Source organism: Streptomyces blastmyceticus (assembly GCF_039521185.1).
GTDB lineage: Bacteria > Actinomycetota > Actinomycetes > Streptomycetales > Streptomycetaceae > Streptomyces > Streptomyces blastmyceticus.
The window spans coordinates 917,887-937,714 of the sequence record NZ_BAAABW010000026.1 but is presented as its reverse complement, the minus strand read 5'-3'; the positions used below and the strand labels follow the sequence as shown (position 1 = coordinate 937,714).

Annotated in this window: 15 protein-coding genes; 9 read left to right on the top strand and 6 right to left on the bottom strand. The window is 73.2% G+C overall.

Features of this window, described 5'->3' with window-relative positions; all coding sequences use genetic code 11:
* Positions 1–159: 159 nt before the first annotated feature.
* From ABD269_RS26510 to ABD269_RS26495, 4 genes are all read left to right on the top strand, one after another.
* A complete protein-coding gene (locus ABD269_RS26510) occupies positions 160–1,278 on the top strand; it encodes an ROK family glucokinase (RefSeq protein ID WP_116214548.1) in 1,119 nt (372 codons plus the stop codon).
* Positions 1,275–1,844, top strand: a complete 570-nt coding sequence (locus tag ABD269_RS26505; protein WP_344121730.1) for a hypothetical protein — start codon at positions 1,275–1,277, stop codon at positions 1,842–1,844. The genes ABD269_RS26510 and ABD269_RS26505 overlap by 4 nt, the downstream gene beginning before the upstream one ends.
* Positions 1,845–2,035: 191 nt before the next feature.
* Entirely contained in the window at positions 2,036–4,984 is a 2,949-nt protein-coding gene (locus tag ABD269_RS26500; RefSeq protein ID WP_344121727.1) for an AfsR/SARP family transcriptional regulator, read from the top strand.
* A 219-nt stretch (positions 4,985–5,203) separates the two neighbouring features.
* A complete protein-coding gene (locus tag ABD269_RS26495) occupies positions 5,204–8,071 on the top strand; it encodes an AfsR/SARP family transcriptional regulator (RefSeq protein ID WP_344121724.1) in 2,868 nt (955 codons plus the stop codon).
* An 80-nt stretch (positions 8,072–8,151) separates the two neighbouring features.
* Here ABD269_RS26495 and ABD269_RS26490 read toward each other — a convergent pair whose 3' ends face one another.
* From ABD269_RS26490 to ABD269_RS26480, 3 genes are read right to left on the bottom strand one after another with little or no spacing between them, the layout of a single operon-like run.
* Positions 8,152–9,198, bottom strand: coding sequence for a basic secretory protein-like protein (locus tag ABD269_RS26490; protein WP_344121722.1), 1,047 nt, complete (start codon positions 9,196–9,198; stop codon positions 8,152–8,154).
* Between the two features lie 36 nt (positions 9,199–9,234).
* Positions 9,235–10,146 carry a peptidoglycan-binding domain-containing protein gene (locus ABD269_RS26485; protein ID WP_344121719.1) on the bottom strand — a complete coding sequence of 304 codons (912 nt, stop codon included), beginning with the start codon at positions 10,144–10,146 and terminating at the stop codon, positions 9,235–9,237.
* A 35-nt stretch (positions 10,147–10,181) separates the two neighbouring features.
* Positions 10,182–11,069, bottom strand: coding sequence for a CAP domain-containing protein (locus ABD269_RS26480; RefSeq protein WP_301891493.1), 888 nt, complete (start codon positions 11,067–11,069; stop codon positions 10,182–10,184).
* A 218-nt stretch (positions 11,070–11,287) separates the two neighbouring features.
* Between ABD269_RS26480 and ABD269_RS26475 the strand changes: the two genes are divergently transcribed.
* From ABD269_RS26475 to ABD269_RS26455, 5 genes are all read left to right on the top strand, one after another.
* The gene (locus ABD269_RS26475) at positions 11,288–11,428 is read left to right on the top strand and encodes a hypothetical protein (protein WP_344121717.1); all 141 of its coding nucleotides are present in this window, start codon (positions 11,288–11,290) and stop codon (positions 11,426–11,428) included.
* A 3-nt stretch (positions 11,429–11,431) separates the two neighbouring features.
* Positions 11,432–12,442, top strand: coding sequence for a peptidoglycan-binding protein (locus tag ABD269_RS26470; RefSeq protein ID WP_344121715.1), 1,011 nt, complete (start codon positions 11,432–11,434; stop codon positions 12,440–12,442).
* 251 nt (positions 12,443–12,693) lie between these two features.
* Positions 12,694–14,157 (top strand): nitrosuccinate lyase, encoded by a 1,464-nt coding sequence (locus ABD269_RS26465; protein ID WP_344121713.1) that lies wholly within the window; start codon positions 12,694–12,696, stop codon positions 14,155–14,157.
* Between the two features lie 74 nt (positions 14,158–14,231).
* A complete protein-coding gene (locus ABD269_RS26460; protein ID WP_344121711.1) occupies positions 14,232–14,960 on the top strand; it encodes a TetR/AcrR family transcriptional regulator in 729 nt (242 codons plus the stop codon).
* A gap of 41 nt (positions 14,961–15,001) precedes the next feature.
* Positions 15,002–16,183, top strand: a complete 1,182-nt coding sequence (locus ABD269_RS26455; protein WP_344121709.1) for an MAB_1171c family putative transporter — start codon at positions 15,002–15,004, stop codon at positions 16,181–16,183.
* Between the two features lie 70 nt (positions 16,184–16,253).
* Here ABD269_RS26455 and ABD269_RS26450 read toward each other — a convergent pair whose 3' ends face one another.
* From ABD269_RS26450 to ABD269_RS26440, 3 genes are all read right to left on the bottom strand, one after another.
* Positions 16,254–17,504, bottom strand: coding sequence for a 3-deoxy-7-phosphoheptulonate synthase (locus ABD269_RS26450; RefSeq protein WP_344121707.1), 1,251 nt, complete (start codon positions 17,502–17,504; stop codon positions 16,254–16,256).
* A 70-nt stretch (positions 17,505–17,574) separates the two neighbouring features.
* Positions 17,575–18,240 carry a 4'-phosphopantetheinyl transferase superfamily protein gene (locus tag ABD269_RS26445; protein WP_344121704.1) on the bottom strand — a complete coding sequence of 222 codons (666 nt, stop codon included), beginning with the start codon at positions 18,238–18,240 and terminating at the stop codon, positions 17,575–17,577.
* A gap of 30 nt (positions 18,241–18,270) precedes the next feature.
* Positions 18,271–19,764, bottom strand: a complete 1,494-nt coding sequence (locus ABD269_RS26440; protein ID WP_344121702.1) for a class I adenylate-forming enzyme family protein — start codon at positions 19,762–19,764, stop codon at positions 18,271–18,273.
* Between the last annotated feature and the right edge of the window lie 64 nt (positions 19,765–19,828).

Here is a 19,828-nt window from a genome sequence, read left to right as displayed (position 1 = left end):
GGGGCCGGGCCCGGACCGCGCGATGCGGTACCGAACGGCTCCGTGAGGCACAATCGCACCGACCGTATACGTGAGGCGCAGCCTCCAGAGACCAGCGCAGGGACACCGACTCGTGCGAGCACGCCCCCGTACCGCCAGGCCCCACGCAGTGGAGGCACGATGAGCATGTACCGCGAGCTCCACCGGGGTGCGGCGAGAGCGACCGTGCTCCGTACGGTGGGCACCCGCGAGCGCCGGTCGCACCTGACCGCCCCGCGCGTCCCCACGGTCGGCATCGACATCGGCGGCACCAAGGTGATGGCGGGCGTCGTCGACGCCGACGGCACCATCCTGGAGAAGATCCGCACCGAGACGCCGGACAAGTCCAAGAGCCCCAAGGTCGTCGAGGACACCATCACCGAGCTGGTCCTGGACCTCTCCGACCGGCACGACGTGCACGCGGTGGGCATCGGCGCGGCGGGCTGGGTCGACGCCGACCGCAACCGCGTGCTCTTCGCCCCGCACCTGTCCTGGCGCAACGAGCCGCTGCGCGACCGCCTCGCCGGCCGCCTCGCCGTCCCCGTCATGGTCGACAACGACGCGAACACCGCCGCCTGGGCGGAGTGGCGCTTCGGCGCGGGCCGCGGCGAGGACCACCTGGTGATGATCACCCTGGGCACCGGCATCGGCGGCGCCATCCTGGAGGACGGCCAGGTCAAGCGCGGCAAGTACGGGGTCGCGGGCGAGTTCGGCCATATGCAGGTCGTGCCCGGCGGCCATCGCTGCCCCTGCGGCAACCGCGGCTGCTGGGAGCAGTACAGCTCCGGCAACGCGCTGGTGCGCGAGGCCCGCGAGCTGGCCGCCGCCGAGTCCCCGGTCGCGTACGGCATCATCGACCGCGTCGGCGGCAACATCTCCGAGATCACCGGGCCGCTCATCACCGAGCTGGCCCGCTCCGGCGACGCCATGTGCGTCGAGCTGCTCCAGGACATCGGCCAGTGGCTGGGCGTGGGCATCGCCAACCTCGCCGCCGCCCTCGACCCCTCCTGCTTCGTCATCGGCGGTGGCGTCAGCGCCGCCGACGACCTGCTCATCGGCCCCGCCCGGGACGCCTTCCGCCGCCACCTGACCGGCCGCGGCTACCGCCCCGAGGCCCGGATCGTCAAGGCGCAGCTGGGCCCCGAGGCCGGCATGGTCGGCGCCGCCGACCTGGCCCGGCTCGTCGCCCGCCGCTTCCGCCGCGCCAACCGGCGCCGGGTCGAGCGCTACGAGCGCTACGCACAGGCGGGCCGCGGGTGACGGCCACCATGGAACTCCCCGAGCGCACCACGACCCCCGACGAGCCGGACGGCGGCCGTCCCCGGCGCCGCTGGCTCAAGGCCGTGATCGTCTTCCTGCTGATCGCGATCCCCGCGGGCTACCTCTACATCTCTGCGATGCAGAGCCGCGGCGGCAGCGACTCCAAGAAGGAGCAGGCCGCCTCGACCGGCCTGGAGGAGGGCTGGCCGTCCCGGCTCCAGCGCCGCGTCTACGAGGTGACGGTGCCGTCCTACGCCGAGGACGTGGCCAGCTACGAGACCAACTCGTGGAAGGCCAGCTCGCTGTACCTCCAGTTCACCACCACCCGCGCCAAGTTCGCGAAGTGGCTGACGGACGTCGGCACGAGCGCCTCCGCGCTCAAGAACGGCGAGGTCACCATCGACGACGACCAGGCGGCGGAGGTCGGCTGGAAGTTCGGCTCGGGACACCACTGGGCGGGCACGGTCCGCGAGCAGGACAAGCCCAAGCCGACGCTCGCCATCACCGCGAACCTGGACAACCCGGACTACCCGCAGGTCTTCGTCGTCTCGACGACCACTCCTTGATCCCACGGCCCCGCCCGGCGGGCAGCGTGGGCAGCCGCCGGAAGGCGATGGCGGCCCGGCGACGTTAAAGGGTGGATTCCCCACGGGTAATATCCAGGTCAAGCGCACGCCAGGGGGCGACGTGCCGGGCACCTGGCGGAAAAACGGGGTCGGTCCGCCGTACGGCATGCGCGCCTGAAGGCGTCAATGGGGTGGGGCGGAAGATGGTCACCGGGGACACCGGGCTGCGGTTCGCGCTGCTCGGGCGGCTGCGCGCGTGGCGCGGCGACAGGGAGCTGGAGCTCGGCTCCCCGCAGCAGCAGGCGTTCCTCGCCGTGCTGTTGCTGCGCCGGGAGCGGGCCGCGTCGGTGGCCGACGTCGTGGAGGCCCTGTGGGGCGGGAACCCGCCGCCCCGCGCCGTGGGGGCCCTGCGGACGTACGCCTCGCGGCTGCGCAAGCTGCTGGAGCCGGAGCGGGCCGCGGGGGAGTCCCCCCGGGTCCTGGTGTCCGTCCCCGACGGCTACGCGCTGCACGTGCCGCGCGAGGCCGTGGACCTCGCCCGGTTCGAGGACCACGTCGCGTCGGCGGGCCGGGCCCGGGCGGCCGGACAGCTCGCGGAGGCCCGCGCCCGGCTGCGCCTCGCGCTGGAGCCCTGGCAGGACGGCCCCCTGCGGGGCGTCCCCGGCGCGGCCATGGACGCGCACCGCGCCCGGCTCGCCGACCAGCGCCTGACGGCCCTCGAAGCCCGCCTGGAGCTCGACCTGGAGCTGGACGGCTCGCAGTCGGTCCTCGTGGAGCTCACCGACCTGGCCGCACGCCATCCCCTGCGCGAGCGGCTGCGCGCCCTCCAGATGCGGGCGCTGTACCGTGACGGCCGGTCCGCCGAGGCGCTCGCCGTCTACGACGAGGCCCGCCTGCTGCTGGGCGAGGAGCTCGGGCTCGAACCCGGCCGCGACCTCGCAGAGGCACGGGACCGGCTCACGGCGCCGGACGCCACCGGGCTCCCGGACCCGGCCGCGCCGCCGCTGCCCGCCCAGCTCCCGGGCGACCTCGCCGACTTCACCGGCCGCGCCGCGCTCGTGGCGGACCTGTGCGCGCTGCTGACCTCCGACCGTCCCGGGGCCGCCGCCGTGGTGGCGGTCTCCGGAGCCGGCGGGGTGGGCAAGAGCGCCCTCGCCGTGCACGTCGCGCACCGGGTGCGGGAGTCCTACCCGCACGGACAGCTCTACACCGACCTCCAGGGCGTCGGCGGCCACCCGGCCGACCCGGCCACCGTACTGGGCTCGTTCCTGCGGGCGCTGGGCGTGGACGACGCCGCGATACCCGAGGGCCTGGCGGAGCGCTCCGCGCTCTTCCGCGCCCGGCTGGACGGGCGCCGCGTGCTCATCCTCCTCGACAACGCCCACGGCCCCGAGCAGGTGCGGGCCTTCCTGCCCGGGCCGCCCTCGTGCGCCGTCCTGGTCACCAGCCGTACCAAGCCCGCCGGGCCGGCGTCCGCGCGCCTGGTCGACCTCGACGTCATGACCCCGGGCGAGGCACTCGAGCTCCTGGGCAAGGTCATGGGCCGGGCCCGCGTCGCCGCCGAGGCGGACGACGCCGCCCGGCTGGTGTCGGCCTGCGGCCACCTGCCGCTGGCCGTACGGATCGTGGCCGCCCGGCTGGCCACGCGCCCCGCGTGGCCGCTCGGCGCGCTGCACGGCCGGCTCGCCGACGAGCAGCACCGCCTGGCGGAACTGCGCGTCGCCGACCTGACCGTCGAGGCCGCCTTCGCACTCGGCCACGACCAGCTCCGGCCGGCCCAGCAGCGCGCCTTCCGGCTGCTCGCCCTGCCCGACGGCCCGCACGTCTCGTCCGCCGCCGCGGCCGCCGTCCTCGGCCTGCCGGAGCCGGAGGCCGAGGCGCTGTGCGAGTCCCTGGTCGACGTCAGCCTGCTGGAGTCCCCCACCCCCGGCCGCTACCGCTACCACGACCTGCTGCGCCTCTACGCGCGTGGACGCGCCGGCACGGAGGAGTCACCGGAGGGGCGGGCCGCCTCCCTGCGCCGCCTGCTGGAGTTCCTGGTGTCCACGGTGCGGGCCTCGTACCCCGGCGCCCTCGACAGGGCCGAACGCCTGGGGATGACCGCGACGGTCCCCGGACTGTCGTTCGCCACGGCCGAGGACGCCGGCGCCTGGCTGGCCGAGGAGGCGCCATGCCTGGTCGCGGCGGTGCGCCAGGCGGCCAAGGCCCCCGACGGCGCCCTCGCCCCGGCGGCCGACCTGCTGCTCATGACGGAGGAGCTGCTGGAACGCGGGCGCCCCGGGCCGGAGTTCGAGCAGGCGGCCGAGGAAGTGGTCGCCGCGGCGCTCCGCCTGGGCGACCGGCGCAGCGCGGGCCGTGCCTACCTGGCCCTCGGCCACGGCCACTACTACGCGGCCCGCCTCCGCGAACTGGTCGTGGTCTACCGCCGGGCGGTGGCGGCGAGCCGCGCGGCCGGCGACGCGCTCGTCATGGCCGACGCCCTGGTGCTGCTGGCCCGCTGCCTGTACCACCTGCGCGACCACGACGAGACCCGCGCCCTCCTCACCGAGGCCTTGGCGGTCTTCCGGGCGCAGGCCGACCGGCTCGGCGAGGCGAACGCCCTCGGCGCGCGCTGCCGGGTGCGCCAGGCGGCGGGCGAGACGGCCCCGGCGGTCGCGGACGCGGAAGAGGCCCTGATGCTCCATCAAGGTCTGGGCAACGGCCGCCGGGTGGGGTTCGCCCTGTACGAACTGGGCGTCGTCCTCGGTGCCGCCGGACGGACCGCCGAGTCCGCCGCGCGCCTCACCGAGGCGCTGGCCTTCTTCGGCGACCGCCGCAACCGGCTGTGGGAAGGGCTCACCCTCTCCCGGCTCGCGGAGAACCGGCTCGCCACCGGCCGCGCCGAGGAGGCCGCCCAGCTGGCCCGGACCGCGGCCGCGACGCTGGAGGAGGTCAGGAACGACCGCGGCCGCGCCCACGCCCTGGCCGCGCTCGGCTCCGCGCTCGGTCGTATGGGGGACCACGACGGCGCCCACGCGCACCGGCGCACCGCGCACGAGATCTGCGCCCGCCTGGGCATGCCGGAGGCCGACGACCTCCTCGCCCTGCTCGGTGACGGGTCCGGGCGCCGGGACGGGTTCGAACCGGCACCGGTCCCCTGACGAGAGCGGCCCGCTCTCCTCACTTGCCGAACTCATCACGGGCGATCCGGCCTCCTGTGACCTCTCGTCTGACCTCTCGTCAAAAAGACCCTCACGCCAAGTGGTCCTCACGTCATTCGGAGACACCCCATGCCCCCTGCTGTCTCTCCCGGTCGTTCCTCCGGCGGCGAATCCGGGCGAACCGCCGCCTGCCGGTTCACCGTTCTCGGTCCCCTTCGCGTGCACGACGGGCCGGCCGAGGTGCCCGTCGGCGCGCCCCGGCTGCAGGCGGTGCTCGCGGTCCTGCTGCTGCGGGCGAACACCCCCGTGTCCGCCCGGGAACTGATCGCCGCGGTCTGGGGCGACGAGGCCCCGCCCGGCGCGCTGGGGGCGTTGCGCACCCACGTCTTCACCCTGCGCCGGCTGCTGGAGCCCGGCCGGGCACCCCGCGCCACCGCGCGCACGCTGCTGACGACGGACGGCGGCTACACCTTGCGCGTCGCCCCGGAGGACGTCGACCTGACGGTCTTCGAGCTCCGTACGGCCGAGGCGGGGCGGGCCCGGGCCGCCGGCCGGCCCGAACGGGCGCGGTCGCTGCTCGTCTCCGCGCTGGACCTGTGGCGCGGCAGGCCGCTCGCCGGTGTGCCCGGCCCGTACGCCGAGGCCCAGCGCGTCCGGCTGGAGGAGCTGCGCCTGTCGGCCGTCGAGGCCCGCTGGGAGGCCGAGATCGCGCTGGGCGGGCACGACAACGCGCTCGGTCCGCTGCGCGCGCTGGCCGCCGAACACCCGTGGCGCGAGCGGGTCCACGAGCTGCTGATGACAGCGCTGCACCACGCCGGACGGCAGGCGGACGCACTCGGCGTCCACGCACACGTCCGCCGCGCGCTCGCCGAGGAGCTGGGCACCCGCCCGGGACCCGGCCTGGACCGGCTCCAGCAGAAGATCCTCACCGCCGGACCCGGGCGGCAGGCGGACGGCGCGACCGGGCTCCGCGCTCCGGCCGGAGCCGACGGACCGGCCCAACTGCCCCAGGACACCGCCGACTTCACGGGCCGCGACGACGAGGCCGACCGGCTGTGCACCGCGCTGGAGAGCGGCCGGATCGTCGCCCTCAGCGCCATCAGCGGGATGGGCGGCATCGGCAAGACCGCCCTCGCCATCCACGTGGCCCACCGGATGCGCCACCGCTTCCCGGACGGGCAGCTCTACGCGGACCTGAGGGGAACCGACCCCCGGCCCGCGGAGCCCATGGAGGTGCTGGGCCGCTTCCTGCGCGTCCTCGGTGTCCGCGCCGGTCACCTCCCGGTACTGCCCGGGGAGCGGGCCGCCCTCTACCGCTCCCTGCTCGCCACCCGGCGGGTGCTCGTACTGCTGGACAACGCCCGCGACCTGGCCCAGGTGCGCGACCTGCTGCCCGGCGCGCCCGGCAGCGCGGTGCTGCTCACCAGCCGCTCCCGGCTCGCCGGCCTGACCGGGGCCACCCTGGTGGACCTGCGGCCCATGGCACCCGCGGAGGCCCTGGAGCTGCTGACCCGGATCGTCGGCGCACGGCGCGTGTCCGCCGAGCCGGAGGCCGCCGCCGAGGTGCTCGGCGCCTGCGGCCACCTGCCGCTCGCCCTCCGCATCGTGGCCTCCCGGCTGGTCGCCCGGCCGGACCACACGCTCGCCGAGACCGCCGCGCTGCTGGCGGACGAGCGGCGCCGCCTCGGCGCGTTCAGGGCGGAGGACGCCGCAGTGGAGACGACCTTCCGGCTCGGCATGGAACTGCTGGACGCCGAGCACGTCCGCGCCTTCCGACTGCTGGCCCTGCCCGAGGTGCCCGAACTGGGCGTGCCCGCCGCCGCGGCGCTGCTCGCCCGGCCGGAGCGGGAGGCGGAGGAGCTGTGCGAGTCGCTGGTCGACCTGAGCCTGCTGGAGTCGGCCGCCCCAGGCCGCTACCGCTACCACGACCTGCTCCGGCTCTTCGCCCGTCAGACCGCGGTCGCCGAAGTGCCGGACCACGAGCGGACCGCCGCGCTCACCCGCCTGCTGGAGTTCTGCCTCGCCACCGCCCTCGACGCCCACCGGGCATGGCTCCCCGACGACGTGTTCCCCGGGAACGCGGCCCCGCCGCGCTCCGCGGGCCCGGTCTTCACCGGCCCGCAGGAGGCCGCCGCCTGGCTGCGCGACGAGCAGACGTCGCTCCTGGGGCTCATCGAACAGGCGGCGGGCGACGCCTCCCTGTCGCTGACCGTCTGCGCGGACCTGCTGCTGGCCGCGGACCCGCTCGGCCGCCTCGGCGCGCAGCCCTACGGCATCGAGCGCGCCGCCCGGATCCTGACCGGGGCCGCGCGCGCCGCCGGCCACCGCACCGCGGAAGCACGTGCCCTGTACATGCTGGGCAGCTCCGTGCAGCACCGCTTCGCCATGCGGCTCGGCGCCCCCGCCCTGGACCGGGCCGTCGAGCTGTGCCGGGCGGCCGGGGACCGGACGCTGCTCGCCCATGTCCTGATCACACGGGGCGGAGGCGCGCTGGCCCTGCGCGACTTCACCGCCGCGCACGCCATGCTGACCGAGGCGCTGGCCCACGGCAGGGCCCTGGCCAGCCGCGGCATCGAGGCGTACGCGCTCGGCTTCCTCGGCCTGGCCCTGCTGGCCACCGGCCGGGCCGAGGAGGGGCTGGCGCACTGCCGCGAGGCCGTCGCCGTCACCCGGGCGACCGGGGACGTCGCGGGTCAGGCCAACGCGCTGCACAACCTCGCCCAGGTCTGCCTGCGGACCGGGCGGACGTCCGAGGCCTTCGACTGCCTGCACGAGAGCCTGCGCCTGTGGCGCGAGACGGGCTCCCGCTACCGCGAGGGCCTCCTGCTCGGCGCGATCGCCGAGGCCCACAACGCCTCGGGGCGGCCCGTGGAGGCCGCCGAACACGCCGCGCGGGCACGGGACATCGCCGAGGCGCGCGGCGACGCGGGCATCCTCGCCCGCGCCCTCGCGCAGCTCGGCCACGCCCACCGGGTCCAGGGCGACGCCGACCGGGCCCGGGACCACTACCGCCGTGCGGAGAGCGTCTTCCGCGAGCTCGGCCTGCCGGACGCGGACGACATCGTGCGGCACCTCCGGGAACTCTGAAGGGCCGTGTCCCCCGGCTGGGGGGAACCGGGGGACACGGCGCCTCGGCGGGACGGGGGAAGTCATCCCGCCGAGGAGTCTCAGCTCTTGGGGATCTCGTCCCACAGCTGCTGAGCGGTCTTGCCCGTGCGGGCACGCCACCACTGGTCGTCGCCGTCGTACGAGCCCTCGTGCCCGGCCACGTTCAGCTTGCGCACGATGTCGCCGTCGTAGTGCGTGGCCACGTGGTCGAGGAAGTACGCCGTCGTCTTGTACGCGTCGGTGTACTTGTCGGAGGACCGGACGGAGGGGAGCCCGCCGTTCTCGAAGTGGTAGTTGCGCACCCAGTCGGCCACGCCCTCCACGAAGTACGAGGGCAGGCTGCGCGTCTGCTGGATGATGTGGACCTGCTCGTGGATGAGGAAGCCCTTGTCGCCGGGGTTGCGGCGCACGTAGTCGGGGTTGACGCTCACCATGCCGCCGGAGGCATAGGCGACGCCGGTGTTGGACCGGTCGAGCACGATCCGGTACTCGGCGGGCGCCGCGTAGGCGTCGCCTATGATCAGCGCGACCGTCTTGGGGAACCAGGTCTCCAGCACCGGCTTCTGCGCCTCGAGCCAGCCGGCCAGGTCGGGGGCCTGCCCGGCGTCCAGCGTGATCCGCACGCCCTGGCCGCCCGGCTGCTGCGGCCGGGAGCCGACGGGCAGCAGCTCCCACCGCTGGCCGGGGTCGCCCCCGTCCGGGCCCCGCAGCGCCAGCGCGATGCCCTCGCCGACGGCCGTCAGGTAGCGGTCGCCCTCGTTCCCGCGCACCGACTTGATCCGGTACCAGCCACTGCCCGCGTCCTCGAACAGCCAGCGCTGGTTGGTGTCACCGTGCTCGGTGAACAGGTGGGTGACCCCGGCGCTGAAGTTGTAGTCGAGGACCATGGCCTGGCCGGGGCCGTGGGTGCCGTGGGTCAGCCCCGTCTCCAGCAGCCACGAGCCGTTGTCCTTGGCCCAGAAGACCCAACTCTGCGCCTGCGACCCGTTGGGCTTCCAGCCCTGGATCCGGTTGCCCGCCGTGATCTGGCTGGAATTGACGTCGGCGGTCAGGCCGTTGGCGGCCCGGAGGGTGAACAACTGGCCGTTCTGTGGGGCGACAGACATGCTGCGGCGCCTTTCGTAGAGGGAAGAGACAGGGGTTCAGCCGGCGACGCGGAAGCCGTGCTCCGCGCCCAGCTTCTCGAGGGTGGTACGGCCCGGGACGCCGTCGGCGTCGTCGCCCTCGTAGCCGCAGCGGCTCTGCCACTCGGCGTAGGCGTCCTGGGTCCTGGTGCCGAAGGAGCCGTCGACCCAGTCGGCGGACAGCAGGCCCTCGGCCTGGAGGGCACGCTCCACGACGAGCACGTCGTCGCGGTGGGTGGTCGCACCCTGCGGGGCGTCCGGGTCGCTCCCGGCCGCGGCCACGACGTTCGCCAGGCTGACCTCGGTGGCCCCGGTTCCGGACGAGGCGCCGGGCTCGTCGTCCGCAGCGGCCGGGGCGTCGCCCGAGCCCGCGGCGAGAATCGCCGAGCGGTCGATGGCACCCGGGTCCCAGTGGTCGTTGCCGGGGACGTTGGCGTGCCCGTAGTGGCCGCCCTCTGAGTGCCAGGTGTCGCTGTCCCGGCTGGTGGAGTCGGAGCCGTCGGCGGCGAGGTCACCCGCCGGCCAGGCGTCCGGGACGCCCCAGGAGCGGGCGGCGTCGAGCAGCGCGGCGAAGTTCGGCCCCGGCTGCCAGTAGTCGGTGAAGGGCTCGCTCGCCCGGGCCAGCACCTCGACCTGGATGCAGACCCTGCCGGTGCGATTGGTGCGGTCGTCGCCGTCGTTGCGCAGGGCGCGGGCGCTCTCGTCCAGCGGACCGAACTGGCCGATGCGGTCGGTCGTCGGGTCGTAGAGCACGTGCGGCTCGGCGCCGATCTCGATCAGGTAGTCGCCGGTGGAGTCGAACTCCGCGTCACCGGCACCGCTCTCGGTGGTGTGCCAGACGATGCGGGGCGGCTCGTCGGGGGTGTCCATGCCGCCGCCGATGTCCCCGCCGCCCAGGCGTTCGGCACCGGGTATCCAGGTGATGCCCATGGGGGGTGTCCTCTCGGGTGTCCGTCTCGGTGCCGTCAGTTCGCGAAGGTCTGCGTCCAGCGGCCACCGCTGCCGGGGGCGAAGGCCGCCCCGAAGCGCCGGTAGTCACGCCCGAGGATGTTGTTGCGGTGCCCCTCGCTGCGCATCCACATGTCCATGGTTCCGCGCACGTCGGAGCCGGTGGCGGCGTTCTCGGACCCGGATGTGCTCTGGACGCCCGCGTCCTTGAAGCGCCGCGAGAAGTCGCTGCCGTCCGAACCGACGTGGCCCAGGAAGTTGTTGCGCGCCATGTCGTCGGACTGGCGCTGGGCCGCCGCGCACAGCCCGCCGTCGAGGACCAGGCCCGGCAGACCGACCTTCGCCCGCTCCTGGTTGACCAGGTTCAGCATCTGCTCGACGGCGGAGCCGCCACCGCCGGGCTGGGGCTGAGGCTGCGGCTGGGGCTGCTGACCGCCCTGGCCTCCCTGACCGGAGCCCGCCACGCCCTCCAGCCGCCACCGCTGGGCGTCGTTGCCCGGGGCGGACCGCCACACGCCCAGGAAGCTGCCACCGCCGTCGGCGGTCAGGTAGGCGTCGCCGCCTTCCGTACGCAGGCTCTTGAGGCGCACATAGCCGTCACCGGCGTCCTCCAGCCGCCACAGCTGGTTGGCCTGCCCGTGCTCCTTGACCAGGTGGGCCCGGAAGTTGGTGAAGTCGTAGTCGAGGACCATGGCCTGGCCGGGGCCGTGGGTGCCGTGGGTCAGCCCCGTCTCCAGCAGCCACGAGCCGTTGTCCTTGGCCCAGAAGACCCAACTCTGCGCCTTGGAGCCGTTGGGCGACCAGCCCTGGATCTTCGTGCCCGGTGCCGTGTTGCTGTGGTCGACGTCGGCGACCACGCCGGTCGCCGAGCGAAGGACGTACATCTGGCCGTTCTGCGGGGACATTTCTCTCTGCCAACCGTTCTGGAGCGCTGCGCATTCTTCGGCGCGGCGTCATGTGAATTGCTCTGGGAGCAGCCGAACCTTTTCGACGTCCATCATTCTTCCGGGCCTTGATCTGTGATGGATCAACGCGAAATCAATGCGCATCAACGCGGCGGTCAACGCGTCCCGGAAAAGCGTTCAACGGGAGTCCGGCAGGGCATCTCCGGTCTCGATGTGGCATGGTGATCGACAGCTCGCGTCCCACGTCGGAGGCGGTGCACGCCCATGCCGTGCCCTCCGCGCAGCATCGCGCGAGCTTTCATTCCACTGCGATCACCGTCGCCACGGAAATGTTCATGCTCAAAATTCAGGAGGGGTAAACCATGGCCGGAGCCAGGGAATTCATCAGTGTCGCCCGGGAGGAGATCGGATACCAGGAGGGCTTTTCCGACGGGCACTGGGACAACGACAACAAGTTCGGCCGCTGGTACGGCATGAACGAAGAGGCGTGGTGCGGCATGTTCGTGAGCTGGGCCGCGGACCGCAGCGGGAACGGCGACATCGTGCCGCGCTACGCGTGGTGCCCGGCGGGCGTGGAGTGGTTCCAGGACCGCGGCCGCTGGAGCGCCTACCCGGCCGTCGGCAGCGTGGTCTTCTTCGGCCCCGGCGGCGGCTCGCACACGGGCATCTGCATCGCGTACACGGACGACGAGATCACCACCATCGAGGGCAACACCAACGACTCGGGCTCGGCCGAGGGCGACGGCGTCTACCTCAAGACCCGGCCGCGCAAGTCCTCCTACATCTACGGGTACGGCATCCCGGACTTCCCGGAGGGCGCCGTCGTGGCCGACCCCGACTGGCGGGGGCGCCCCGGCGTCGTCCACTTCGGCGAGCAGGCCGACGAGTCCGACATCCCGGCCGGCGGCGGCACCTCCTCCCGGCCCGCCGACCGGGAGGAGAACCGGGACGAGGGGACGCCGGAGAGCGGTGACTCCTCCCGCCAGGTCGTGATCGACGGTCTGGCCTACGGCCCCGGGAGCAGTGGCGACCACATCACCCGCCTGGGAGAGACTCTGGTGCGGGCCGGCTGCGGCGCCTACAAGGAGGGCCCCGGCCCCGATTGGACGGAGGCCGACACCGAGTCGATGCGCCGGTACCAGCAGAAGATCGGCGACACGGGCGCCGACGCGGACGGCATCCCGGGCCCCCGGCAGCTGGCGCGGCTGACGGCGGAGTACGGCCGGGCCCGCACCGTCACGGTGCGGGAGGGCGACACGCTCTCGTCCATCGCGGCGGCGAACGACGTCCCGCTGTCCGAACTGACGGCGGCGAACCCGCAGATCGGGGACCCCGACACGATCACCCCGGGAGAAACGGTCACGCTTCCCTAGCCATCGGCCGCCCGGGGGCGGAGCGGCGCCCCCGGGCGCCGCCGCCGGGCCGGGTTCCCCGGTCAGGACTCCATCGGCGCGGCGGCCACGAGCGGGGCGGGCTCGCCGTAAGCGAACGTACGTACCATCTGATCTGGTGACGCTGGGCGATTCCGAGGCCATGGCACGGGCCGTGCTCGCCCTGCCCTCGGTGACCCGACGTGGACCGGCCATCACCCTGTTCGACCGCTTGGGAGTATGGGAGTAATCGCATGATGGAGCTCATCGACAGCGGGCTGCTGTCCCCTGTCCGCGCCGGTACCCGGATCGAGACGGCGGTCAGTGACCGGGCGTTCCTGCAGGCCATGCTCGACGCCGAAGTCGCCCTGGCCCGCGCCCAGGCGAGGCTGGGCACCGTGCCCCGGTCGGCCGCCGAGGCCATCGCCCGCGCGGCCGACGCCGACCGCTTCGACCTCAGAACGCTCGCGTTGGCCGCTCGGGATACGGCCAACCCCGTCGTCGCGATGGTGAAGGAGCTGACCCGGGCGGTGGCGGCCGTGGATCCGGCCGCGGCCGAATACGTCCATCAGGGCTCGACCAGCCAGGACATCGTGGACACCGGCGTGATGCTGGTGGCCGCGCGTGCCCTGCGGATCATCAGGGCGGACCTGGCACGCGTCGACGTCGCGCTCGTCGGCCTGGCCGCCCGGCACCGCGACACCCCGATGGCCGGCCGGACGCTCGCGCTCCAGGCGGTCCCCACCACATTCGGTTTGAAGGCCGCCGGCTGGCGGCAGTTGGTGGTGGACGCTTGCCGGCGGATCGACCCGGTGCTCATGACCGGTCTGCCCACGTCGCTCGGCGGTGCGGCCGGTACGCTCGCCGGCTACCTCGAGCAGGGGCGGCTCGGCGGCCGGTTCCCGGACGATCCGCAGCGGTATGCCGAGGCGTTGGAGGAAGCCTTCGCGGCCGAGACCGGTCTGGCTCGGTCGGTCCTGCCCTGGCACTCCCTGCGCACCCCGATGGCGGACCTGGCCGCGGTTCTGTCCTTCACCGCGGCGGGGCTGGGCAAGATGGCCGTCGATGTCCAGAACCTGACCAGGACCGAGGTCGGCGAGGTGACCGAGCCGTCGGTGAGCGGTCGGGGAGGCTCCTCGGCAATGCCGCACAAGCGCAATCCGGTCCTGGCCACCCTGATCCGCACCGCCGCCATCCAGGTGCCCGTGTTCGCGACCGCCGTGACGCAGTGCCTGGTGGCCGAGGACGAGCGCTCCGGTGGTGGCTGGCAGGCGGAATGGCAGCCGCTGCGGGAGTGCCTGCGGCTCGTGGGAGGCGCGGCGTTCACGGCGGTCGAACTGACCGAGGGCCTGGGGGTGCACCCGCAACGCATGTTGGAGAACCTCTCCTTGACCGGCGGTCAGGTGGTGTCGGAGCGGCTGGCCATCCGACTGGCGGCGGGCGTGGGCAGGGAGAAGGCCAAGCAGCTGGTGAGCGACGCGGCTGCGGCCGCCCGGGCCGACGGCCGCCCGCTGCACATGGTCCTGGCAGAACGGTCCGTGGTTCGAGGGATGTTGGGTCCGAAGGAACTGGTGGAGCTGTGCGACCCGGCGGAGTACACGGGAGCGGCTCCCTCCCTCGTCGATCGGGCGCTCGCCGGCACGGGCCAGGAGGGGGACGGCGAGGGGGACGAGGTGGAAGGGGCTCGTCCGCGGGCCCGTCGGTGTCCGCGTGGCTGACGTCACAGAAGGGTCGCCGGGGCACTTCGCGCACTACGCTCCCCGGTGGCCCGGCGGCCGGGTAGCTTTTGCCCATGGATGCTTCCGTCAGTAGCACCGACCGTCCGCACAACGGTTTGCCCGAGGCCCTCAAGACGACCGCCCGTCGACTGCTCGTGGAAACGGGAGCCAGTGGGCTGACCCTGGACGCCGTGGCCCGTGCCGGCGGCCTTTCCCCCACCGAGGTCACTCCCGTCTTCGCGCACCGGGACGACCTGCTCACCGCGCTGCTCATCGACGCCTACGACGATTCGGCGAGCGCGATGGAGCGGGCGGACCGGGAGGCCCTGGAGAACGGTGCGACGGCAGGAGCGCGCTTCCTGGCCGCGACCCGCGCGCTGCGCGCCTGGTCCATCGACAACCCGGCGGTGTTCACGTTGGTCTACGGGTCTCCCGTGCCCGACTACCATGCCCCGGTGGACACGGTGGCTCCCGCTTCCCGCACTCCTGCAGTGATGGCCGGCATCGTGCGGGCGGCTCTGGAGGCCGGTGAACTGGCCCCGCCCCGGCGGGCGATCCCCGGGCCACCTCTGATCCGTCCGGAAGCCGTCGCGCTGTTCGGCGGCGTGCCCGACGCGCCTTACGCGGACGTCATCGAACGCGGAATCGTGCTGTGGAGCAACCTCATCGGTCTCCTGGTGTTCGAGGTGTTCAGCCGCACCCACGACAGCGTCGCTGACCAAGCGGCCTTCTTCGACTACGCCATCGCCGTGGCGGCGGAGAGCGTGGGGCTCGTGGTTCCGCTGGGTGAGGACGCCGCCTAGACCGAACGTCTCGTGCGCGCAGAGTGGCAGGGAACCAGTTCGTGAACACCATCAGGACCATCTGCTTCCTCATAGCGGCGCTCTCCTCGTACGCCGCGCTCCTGTACCGGCTCCTCCAACTGCACCGGAGCTGGCGCGACTCCGCCCACCGCACCCTGGTGATCACCCTGTTGTTGCAGAGCCTCACCTTCACCATGGGTGCGGTCGCCCTGCAGAGCAAGTCGTTGCTGGGCATCGGGAACATGGCGATCCTGCTCATGCACCTGTCCGCGGTGGCCTTCTGCATCAGCGCGCAGGTCATCCTTTTGCGGTGGTCGACCACCATGGAGGAGGCCAGACGGAAGGTCGCCTATTGGGTGGGGGCGGGTCTCGTCCTCGACGTGCTGCTCACGGCGCTGTTCTTCATGGCCGGCGGCCCGGACAAGCCGAGTTCGGCGTTCGACACCGGCAGCGACCACCCGCTGATCCTGACCTATCTGCTGATCTTCATCGTCTCGCAGGCGGTGCCGTGCGTGACCATCTTCCGCCAGTGCGGCCCGTACGCGAGGATGACCACCAAGCCCTGGCTGCGGCGGTCCCTGCGGCTGCTGTCGGCCGGCGCGGTGGTGCTGTTCCTCTACTGCCTGGCGCGGACGGTCAACATCCTCACAGCGGCGTTCGGGGTGGGCATCGGGCAGTGGAAGCTCGCCCCTTCGGTGTTCAGCGCGCTGGGCATTATCATCGTGTCGCTGAGCCTGACGATCTCGTCCTGGGGAGCCTCCAGTTCGAAGGTGCTGCGGTGGGCCGACAGTTACGGGGCGTACCGCGCGCTCTACCCGCTCTGGCGGGACCTGTACGAGTCCTCCCCGGACATTGTTCTGGAACCGCCGACGGCGACGCAGGTGTCGGACCTTCACTACCGTCTGCACCGGCGGGTTGTGGAGATCCGGGACGGGTGGCGGGAACTGCGCCCTTACATCGACCACTCCGCCGTCACAACCCTGGCGTTGTCGGCGGACTCGGGGGCGAGTGAGGAGTCCCGCCAGGCGTTCGTCGAGGCGGCCCGGATCAGGCAGGCCCTGCACGCGAAGCGCACCGGGGTCTCGCCGGCGGGCAGCGGGGGGACCAACGGGTTCGAGGAACGGGACGCGCGGGACTTCGCGGCCGAGGTGGCCTGGCTGGCCCAGGTCGCAACGGCCTATCAGAAGCTGGGCAAGGCCCAGGTGTTCAGCCTCGGGCGGTAGCCGGCCCGTGGCGACGTGCAGCCGCCGGACCGACGCGGTCCGGCGGCTGCACGGCACGATGGGGCCGACGTCAGCCCGTCGCGCAGAGCTCCGCGACCAGGCCGGCGATCTGCGAGGTCTGAGCACCGTTCAGCCGTGGGTCGCAAGCGGTCTCGTAACGCGAGGGAAGCGACTCCTCGGTGACCGCGGGAATGCCCCCGAGGCATTCTGTGACGTTCGCGGGGGTCGCCTCCAGGTGTATCCCGCCGGGCCAGCCGCCGACGGAGCGAACGGCGGCGAAGAAGCCGCGGATCTCGGCTGCCACGGCGTCCACGCGGCGGGTCTTGAGTCCGGTACCGCTCGTGTACGTGTTGCCGTGCACGGGGTCGCACATCCACACCACCGGATGTCCGAGCCGGGCCACCGTCGTCACGAGCGGGGGAAGCGCGCGGCGCACCGCGTCCGCCCCCATGCGGGAGATGAGCACCAGTCGGCCGGGATGGTGTCCCGGGTCGAGCAGGGCGCACAACTGGGCGAGTTGCTCGGGGTCCGTGGTCGGCCCGATCTTCACGCCGACCGGGTTGGCCACTCCGGACAGGAAGCGCACGTGCGCTCCGTCCGGGTCGCAGGTGCGTGCGCCTATCCAGGGCAGGTGGGTGGAGGTCAGGCACCAGGCGCCGCTGACGGGGTCGTGGCGTACCAACGGCTCCTCGTAGTCGAGCACCAGGGCCTCGTGGCTGGTCCATACCGCGGGCGCGCCACCGGCCAGTGATTCCGGCATCGCCATGCCGGAGTCGGCGAGTTCGCGCAGCAGGCCGATCACTTCTCGTGCGTGCCGGTGCCCTCGGAGCAGACGCATGGCGTCCGGAAGCCGGCCGGCCGGATCGGGGTCCGGCGCATTCACCAAGTGTCCGCGGAACGAGGGGAGCACGAGGTCACCCACCCGCTCGGTGGGTGAGGACCGGGGTTTGGCGTACTGGCCGGCGATCCGGCCGATCGGTATCACGGGGCGGCGCAGGGCCCGTGCGATCGTGCGGGCTGTGCCGTGCAGGAGGGCCACCCGTGCCGCGGTCTCCTCGAAGGTCACAGCGTCGAACGTCTCGGCGCAGTCGCCGAGCTGGACGACGAAGGCGTCGGCATGCGCGGCCCGGGACAGGAGCCTGCGGACATCGAGGATCTCGTCGGGTGGCACGAGCGGCGCCGTGCTCGCCAGTCGGGCGCGGATCCGGTGCAGCAACGCGGGGTCAGGCCAGTCCGGTTGTTGCGCGACGGCGCGCTCGCGCCAGTCTGCGGGCGTCCAGTCCGGCCTTCGCGTCGCTGCGAGCGAGGGAGGTGCGATCATGGCGATGCGATCTCCGTGAGGGTGAGGGTGAGGGTGTGGGTGCGGATGCGGGGTGTGTCCGTGGCGGGCGTCAGACGTTCGGGACAGCCCAGGCGAGTACGCCCCGTGACAGGTGGTGCACGGTCACGCGCAAGCACAGCCCCGGCCCTGCCGGAGCGTGGGCGAGGTAGCCGTCGGCGTGCGGGGCCAGCCGGAGGGCCCGCAGGCCCGGCAGGCCGGCGCCGAGCACCGGACTGAGGGCCTTGAACGCGGCTTCCTTGGCGGCGTACGCGGCGAGCAGGTGCCGGGCCACCGCGGCGTCGTCCCCTTCGGGCAGTACCGCCTCACTGGCGTGGAGCACCAAGTGGGCCGCTTCGCGCGGCACGTCGTTGAGTTCGAGGTCCACTCCCAGCGTGCGGAACAGGCTCGTGGGCCCGGCCACGGCGACCGCGATCCCGTTGGAGTGGCTGATCGACGCCGAGAGCCCGGCCGGCAGCCGAGGCCGGGGGCCGTCGCACAGCACCGCGTCCGCGGAGAGCCCCGCGTCCCGCAGCGCGCGGTGCAGCGCGCACCGGCCGATCAGGAAGTCGGCCCTGCGGCTCGGCGTCATCGTCCGGGTCAGTCGCAACTCGGCGTCCCGTACAGCGTAGGGCGGCCCTTCGTGGACATAGGCTGTGCCGAAGCCCAGGCCGGGCGTTCGCGGCCGGAGCCGTGTCAAGGCTCGCGGCAGGGTCGGCGGGGGGTCGGTGGCAGGCACGGGTGTCCCCTCGTTCGGGCGTTTTCCGGATCAGGCCGTGAGCAGGCGTTTCTGCACCTTGCCCGTCGCGTTTCGCGGCAGTTCCCCGATGACGTGGATGTCCTTGGGGACCTTGTACGCGGCCACGGTGCTGGCGAGGTGCGCCAGGAGGTCGGCGTGCGTGGTGTCCGCGCCCGGCCGTAGGACGACCAGCGCCCGCGGGACCTCTCCCTCGTCCTTGTCGGTCAGGGGAACGACGGCCGCGTCGACGACCGCTGGGTGCTTGCGCAACGCGTGCTCGATCTCGGCGGGGTAGATGTTGCGCCCCTTCCGGATGATCAGGTCGGTGAGCCGGTCCACCAGGTACAGCCGGCCGTCCGCGTCGAGGTGGCCGAGGTCTCCCGTCCGTAGCCAGCCGGCGGTCGTCGCTGCGACGGTCGCGGCGGTGTCGCGCCAGTAGCCCCGCATCCGGCCGTCTCCGCGGACGAGGATCTCGCCGGTGTGCCCGGCGGGGAGCGGTCGTCCGTCCTCACCGACGACGCGCACCGACATACCGGGTATCACCCGGCCGGCAGGCAGGACGTCGGGCAGGTCACCGTGCGGATCGGGGTGTTCGTCCGGGCCGAGGGTGACGAACGGTCCGCCCGCTTCGGTCAGGCCGTACACCTGGCGGAATCCACAGCCGATGATCCGGGCCGCTTCCGCGTACAACTCGACGGGCATGGGCGCGGCCCCGTAGATGACCTCCGTCAGTGTCTCCGGCAGGGACGCGCCGGGGTGTGCGGCAAGGTGCGCCAGGACCGCCCGCAGGGTCTCGGGCACCAGCCACAGGTGAGTGGCGTGGTGCTGCCGCACGGCCGTCACGATGTCCTCGGGGCAGGGTCCCGGGATGACCAGCGTGGCGCCGGCGGCCAAGTGGGACAGGGCCAGCACGACGGTGCCGTGGGACAGCGGACAGCATGTGACCAGCACGGAGTCGGTCGGTGTGGCCACCGTGGCCAGCCAGCCGAGCGCGATGTCCTTGACCGACCGGTGGTCCACGACCACGCCTTTGGGGTGGCCGCTCGTGGCGGATGTGTAGAGGATCGCCACCGGATCGTCGGAGCGCACGTCGGGTTCGTGGGCAGCCGTCGGCCCGGTGCCGTCGGCGATGGCGAAGAGCCCGTCCTCGAAGGCGAGCGTCCAAGTGCCGGCGTCCGGGCAGTGGGCTATGCGCTGGAGCAGGTCGCGTTCACCGATGACGCCCACGACCTTCGCGTGGCCGGTGATCTCGTTGACCTCCCCCGGGACCAGCGCCGGGTCCAACGGGACGAACAGCGCGCCGAGGCGCCCGAGTGCGAAGTACGTCTCCAGTACCTCGGTCCTCTCTGTCGACAGGACCGCCACCCGGTCTCCGTGCTGCACCCCGCGCGAGCCGAGGCGGGCGGCCAGGATCTCGACGCGCCGGGCCAGTTCCTCCCAGGTCGTCGACCGCCGGGTGTCGGCGAGCGCCACCCGTGTGCCGAAACACTGGCGGTTGCGCTCCAGCAACTGCGTCAGCCACATGCCTTTGCTCCTCGTGTCCGGTGTTCAGTGGTCCTGTCGGCTCACGTGGTTAGAGCTGAGGGGG

Excerpts from the sequence above, each read along its gene's own strand:
- ABD269_RS26510 (WP_116214548.1), top strand. The coding sequence starts at position 160 with ATGAGCATGTACCGCGAGCTCCACCGGGGTGCGGCGAGAGCGACCGTG.
- ABD269_RS26490 (WP_344121722.1), bottom strand. The coding sequence starts at position 9,198 with ATGTCTGTCGCCCCACAGAACGGCCAGTTGTTCACCCTCCGGGCCGCC.
- ABD269_RS26485 (WP_344121719.1), bottom strand. The coding sequence starts at position 10,146 with ATGGGCATCACCTGGATACCCGGTGCCGAACGCCTGGGCGGCGGGGAC.
- ABD269_RS26480 (WP_301891493.1), bottom strand. The coding sequence starts at position 11,069 with ATGTCCCCGCAGAACGGCCAGATGTACGTCCTTCGCTCGGCGACCGGC.
- ABD269_RS26475 (WP_344121717.1), top strand. The coding sequence starts at position 11,288 with ATGGTGATCGACAGCTCGCGTCCCACGTCGGAGGCGGTGCACGCCCAT.
- ABD269_RS26470 (WP_344121715.1), top strand. The coding sequence starts at position 11,432 with ATGGCCGGAGCCAGGGAATTCATCAGTGTCGCCCGGGAGGAGATCGGA.
- ABD269_RS26465 (WP_344121713.1), top strand. The coding sequence starts at position 12,694 with ATGATGGAGCTCATCGACAGCGGGCTGCTGTCCCCTGTCCGCGCCGGT.
- ABD269_RS26460 (WP_344121711.1), top strand. The coding sequence starts at position 14,232 with ATGGATGCTTCCGTCAGTAGCACCGACCGTCCGCACAACGGTTTGCCC.
- ABD269_RS26450 (WP_344121707.1), bottom strand. The coding sequence starts at position 17,504 with ATGATCGCACCTCCCTCGCTCGCAGCGACGCGAAGGCCGGACTGGACG.
- ABD269_RS26440 (WP_344121702.1), bottom strand. The coding sequence starts at position 19,764 with ATGTGGCTGACGCAGTTGCTGGAGCGCAACCGCCAGTGTTTCGGCACA.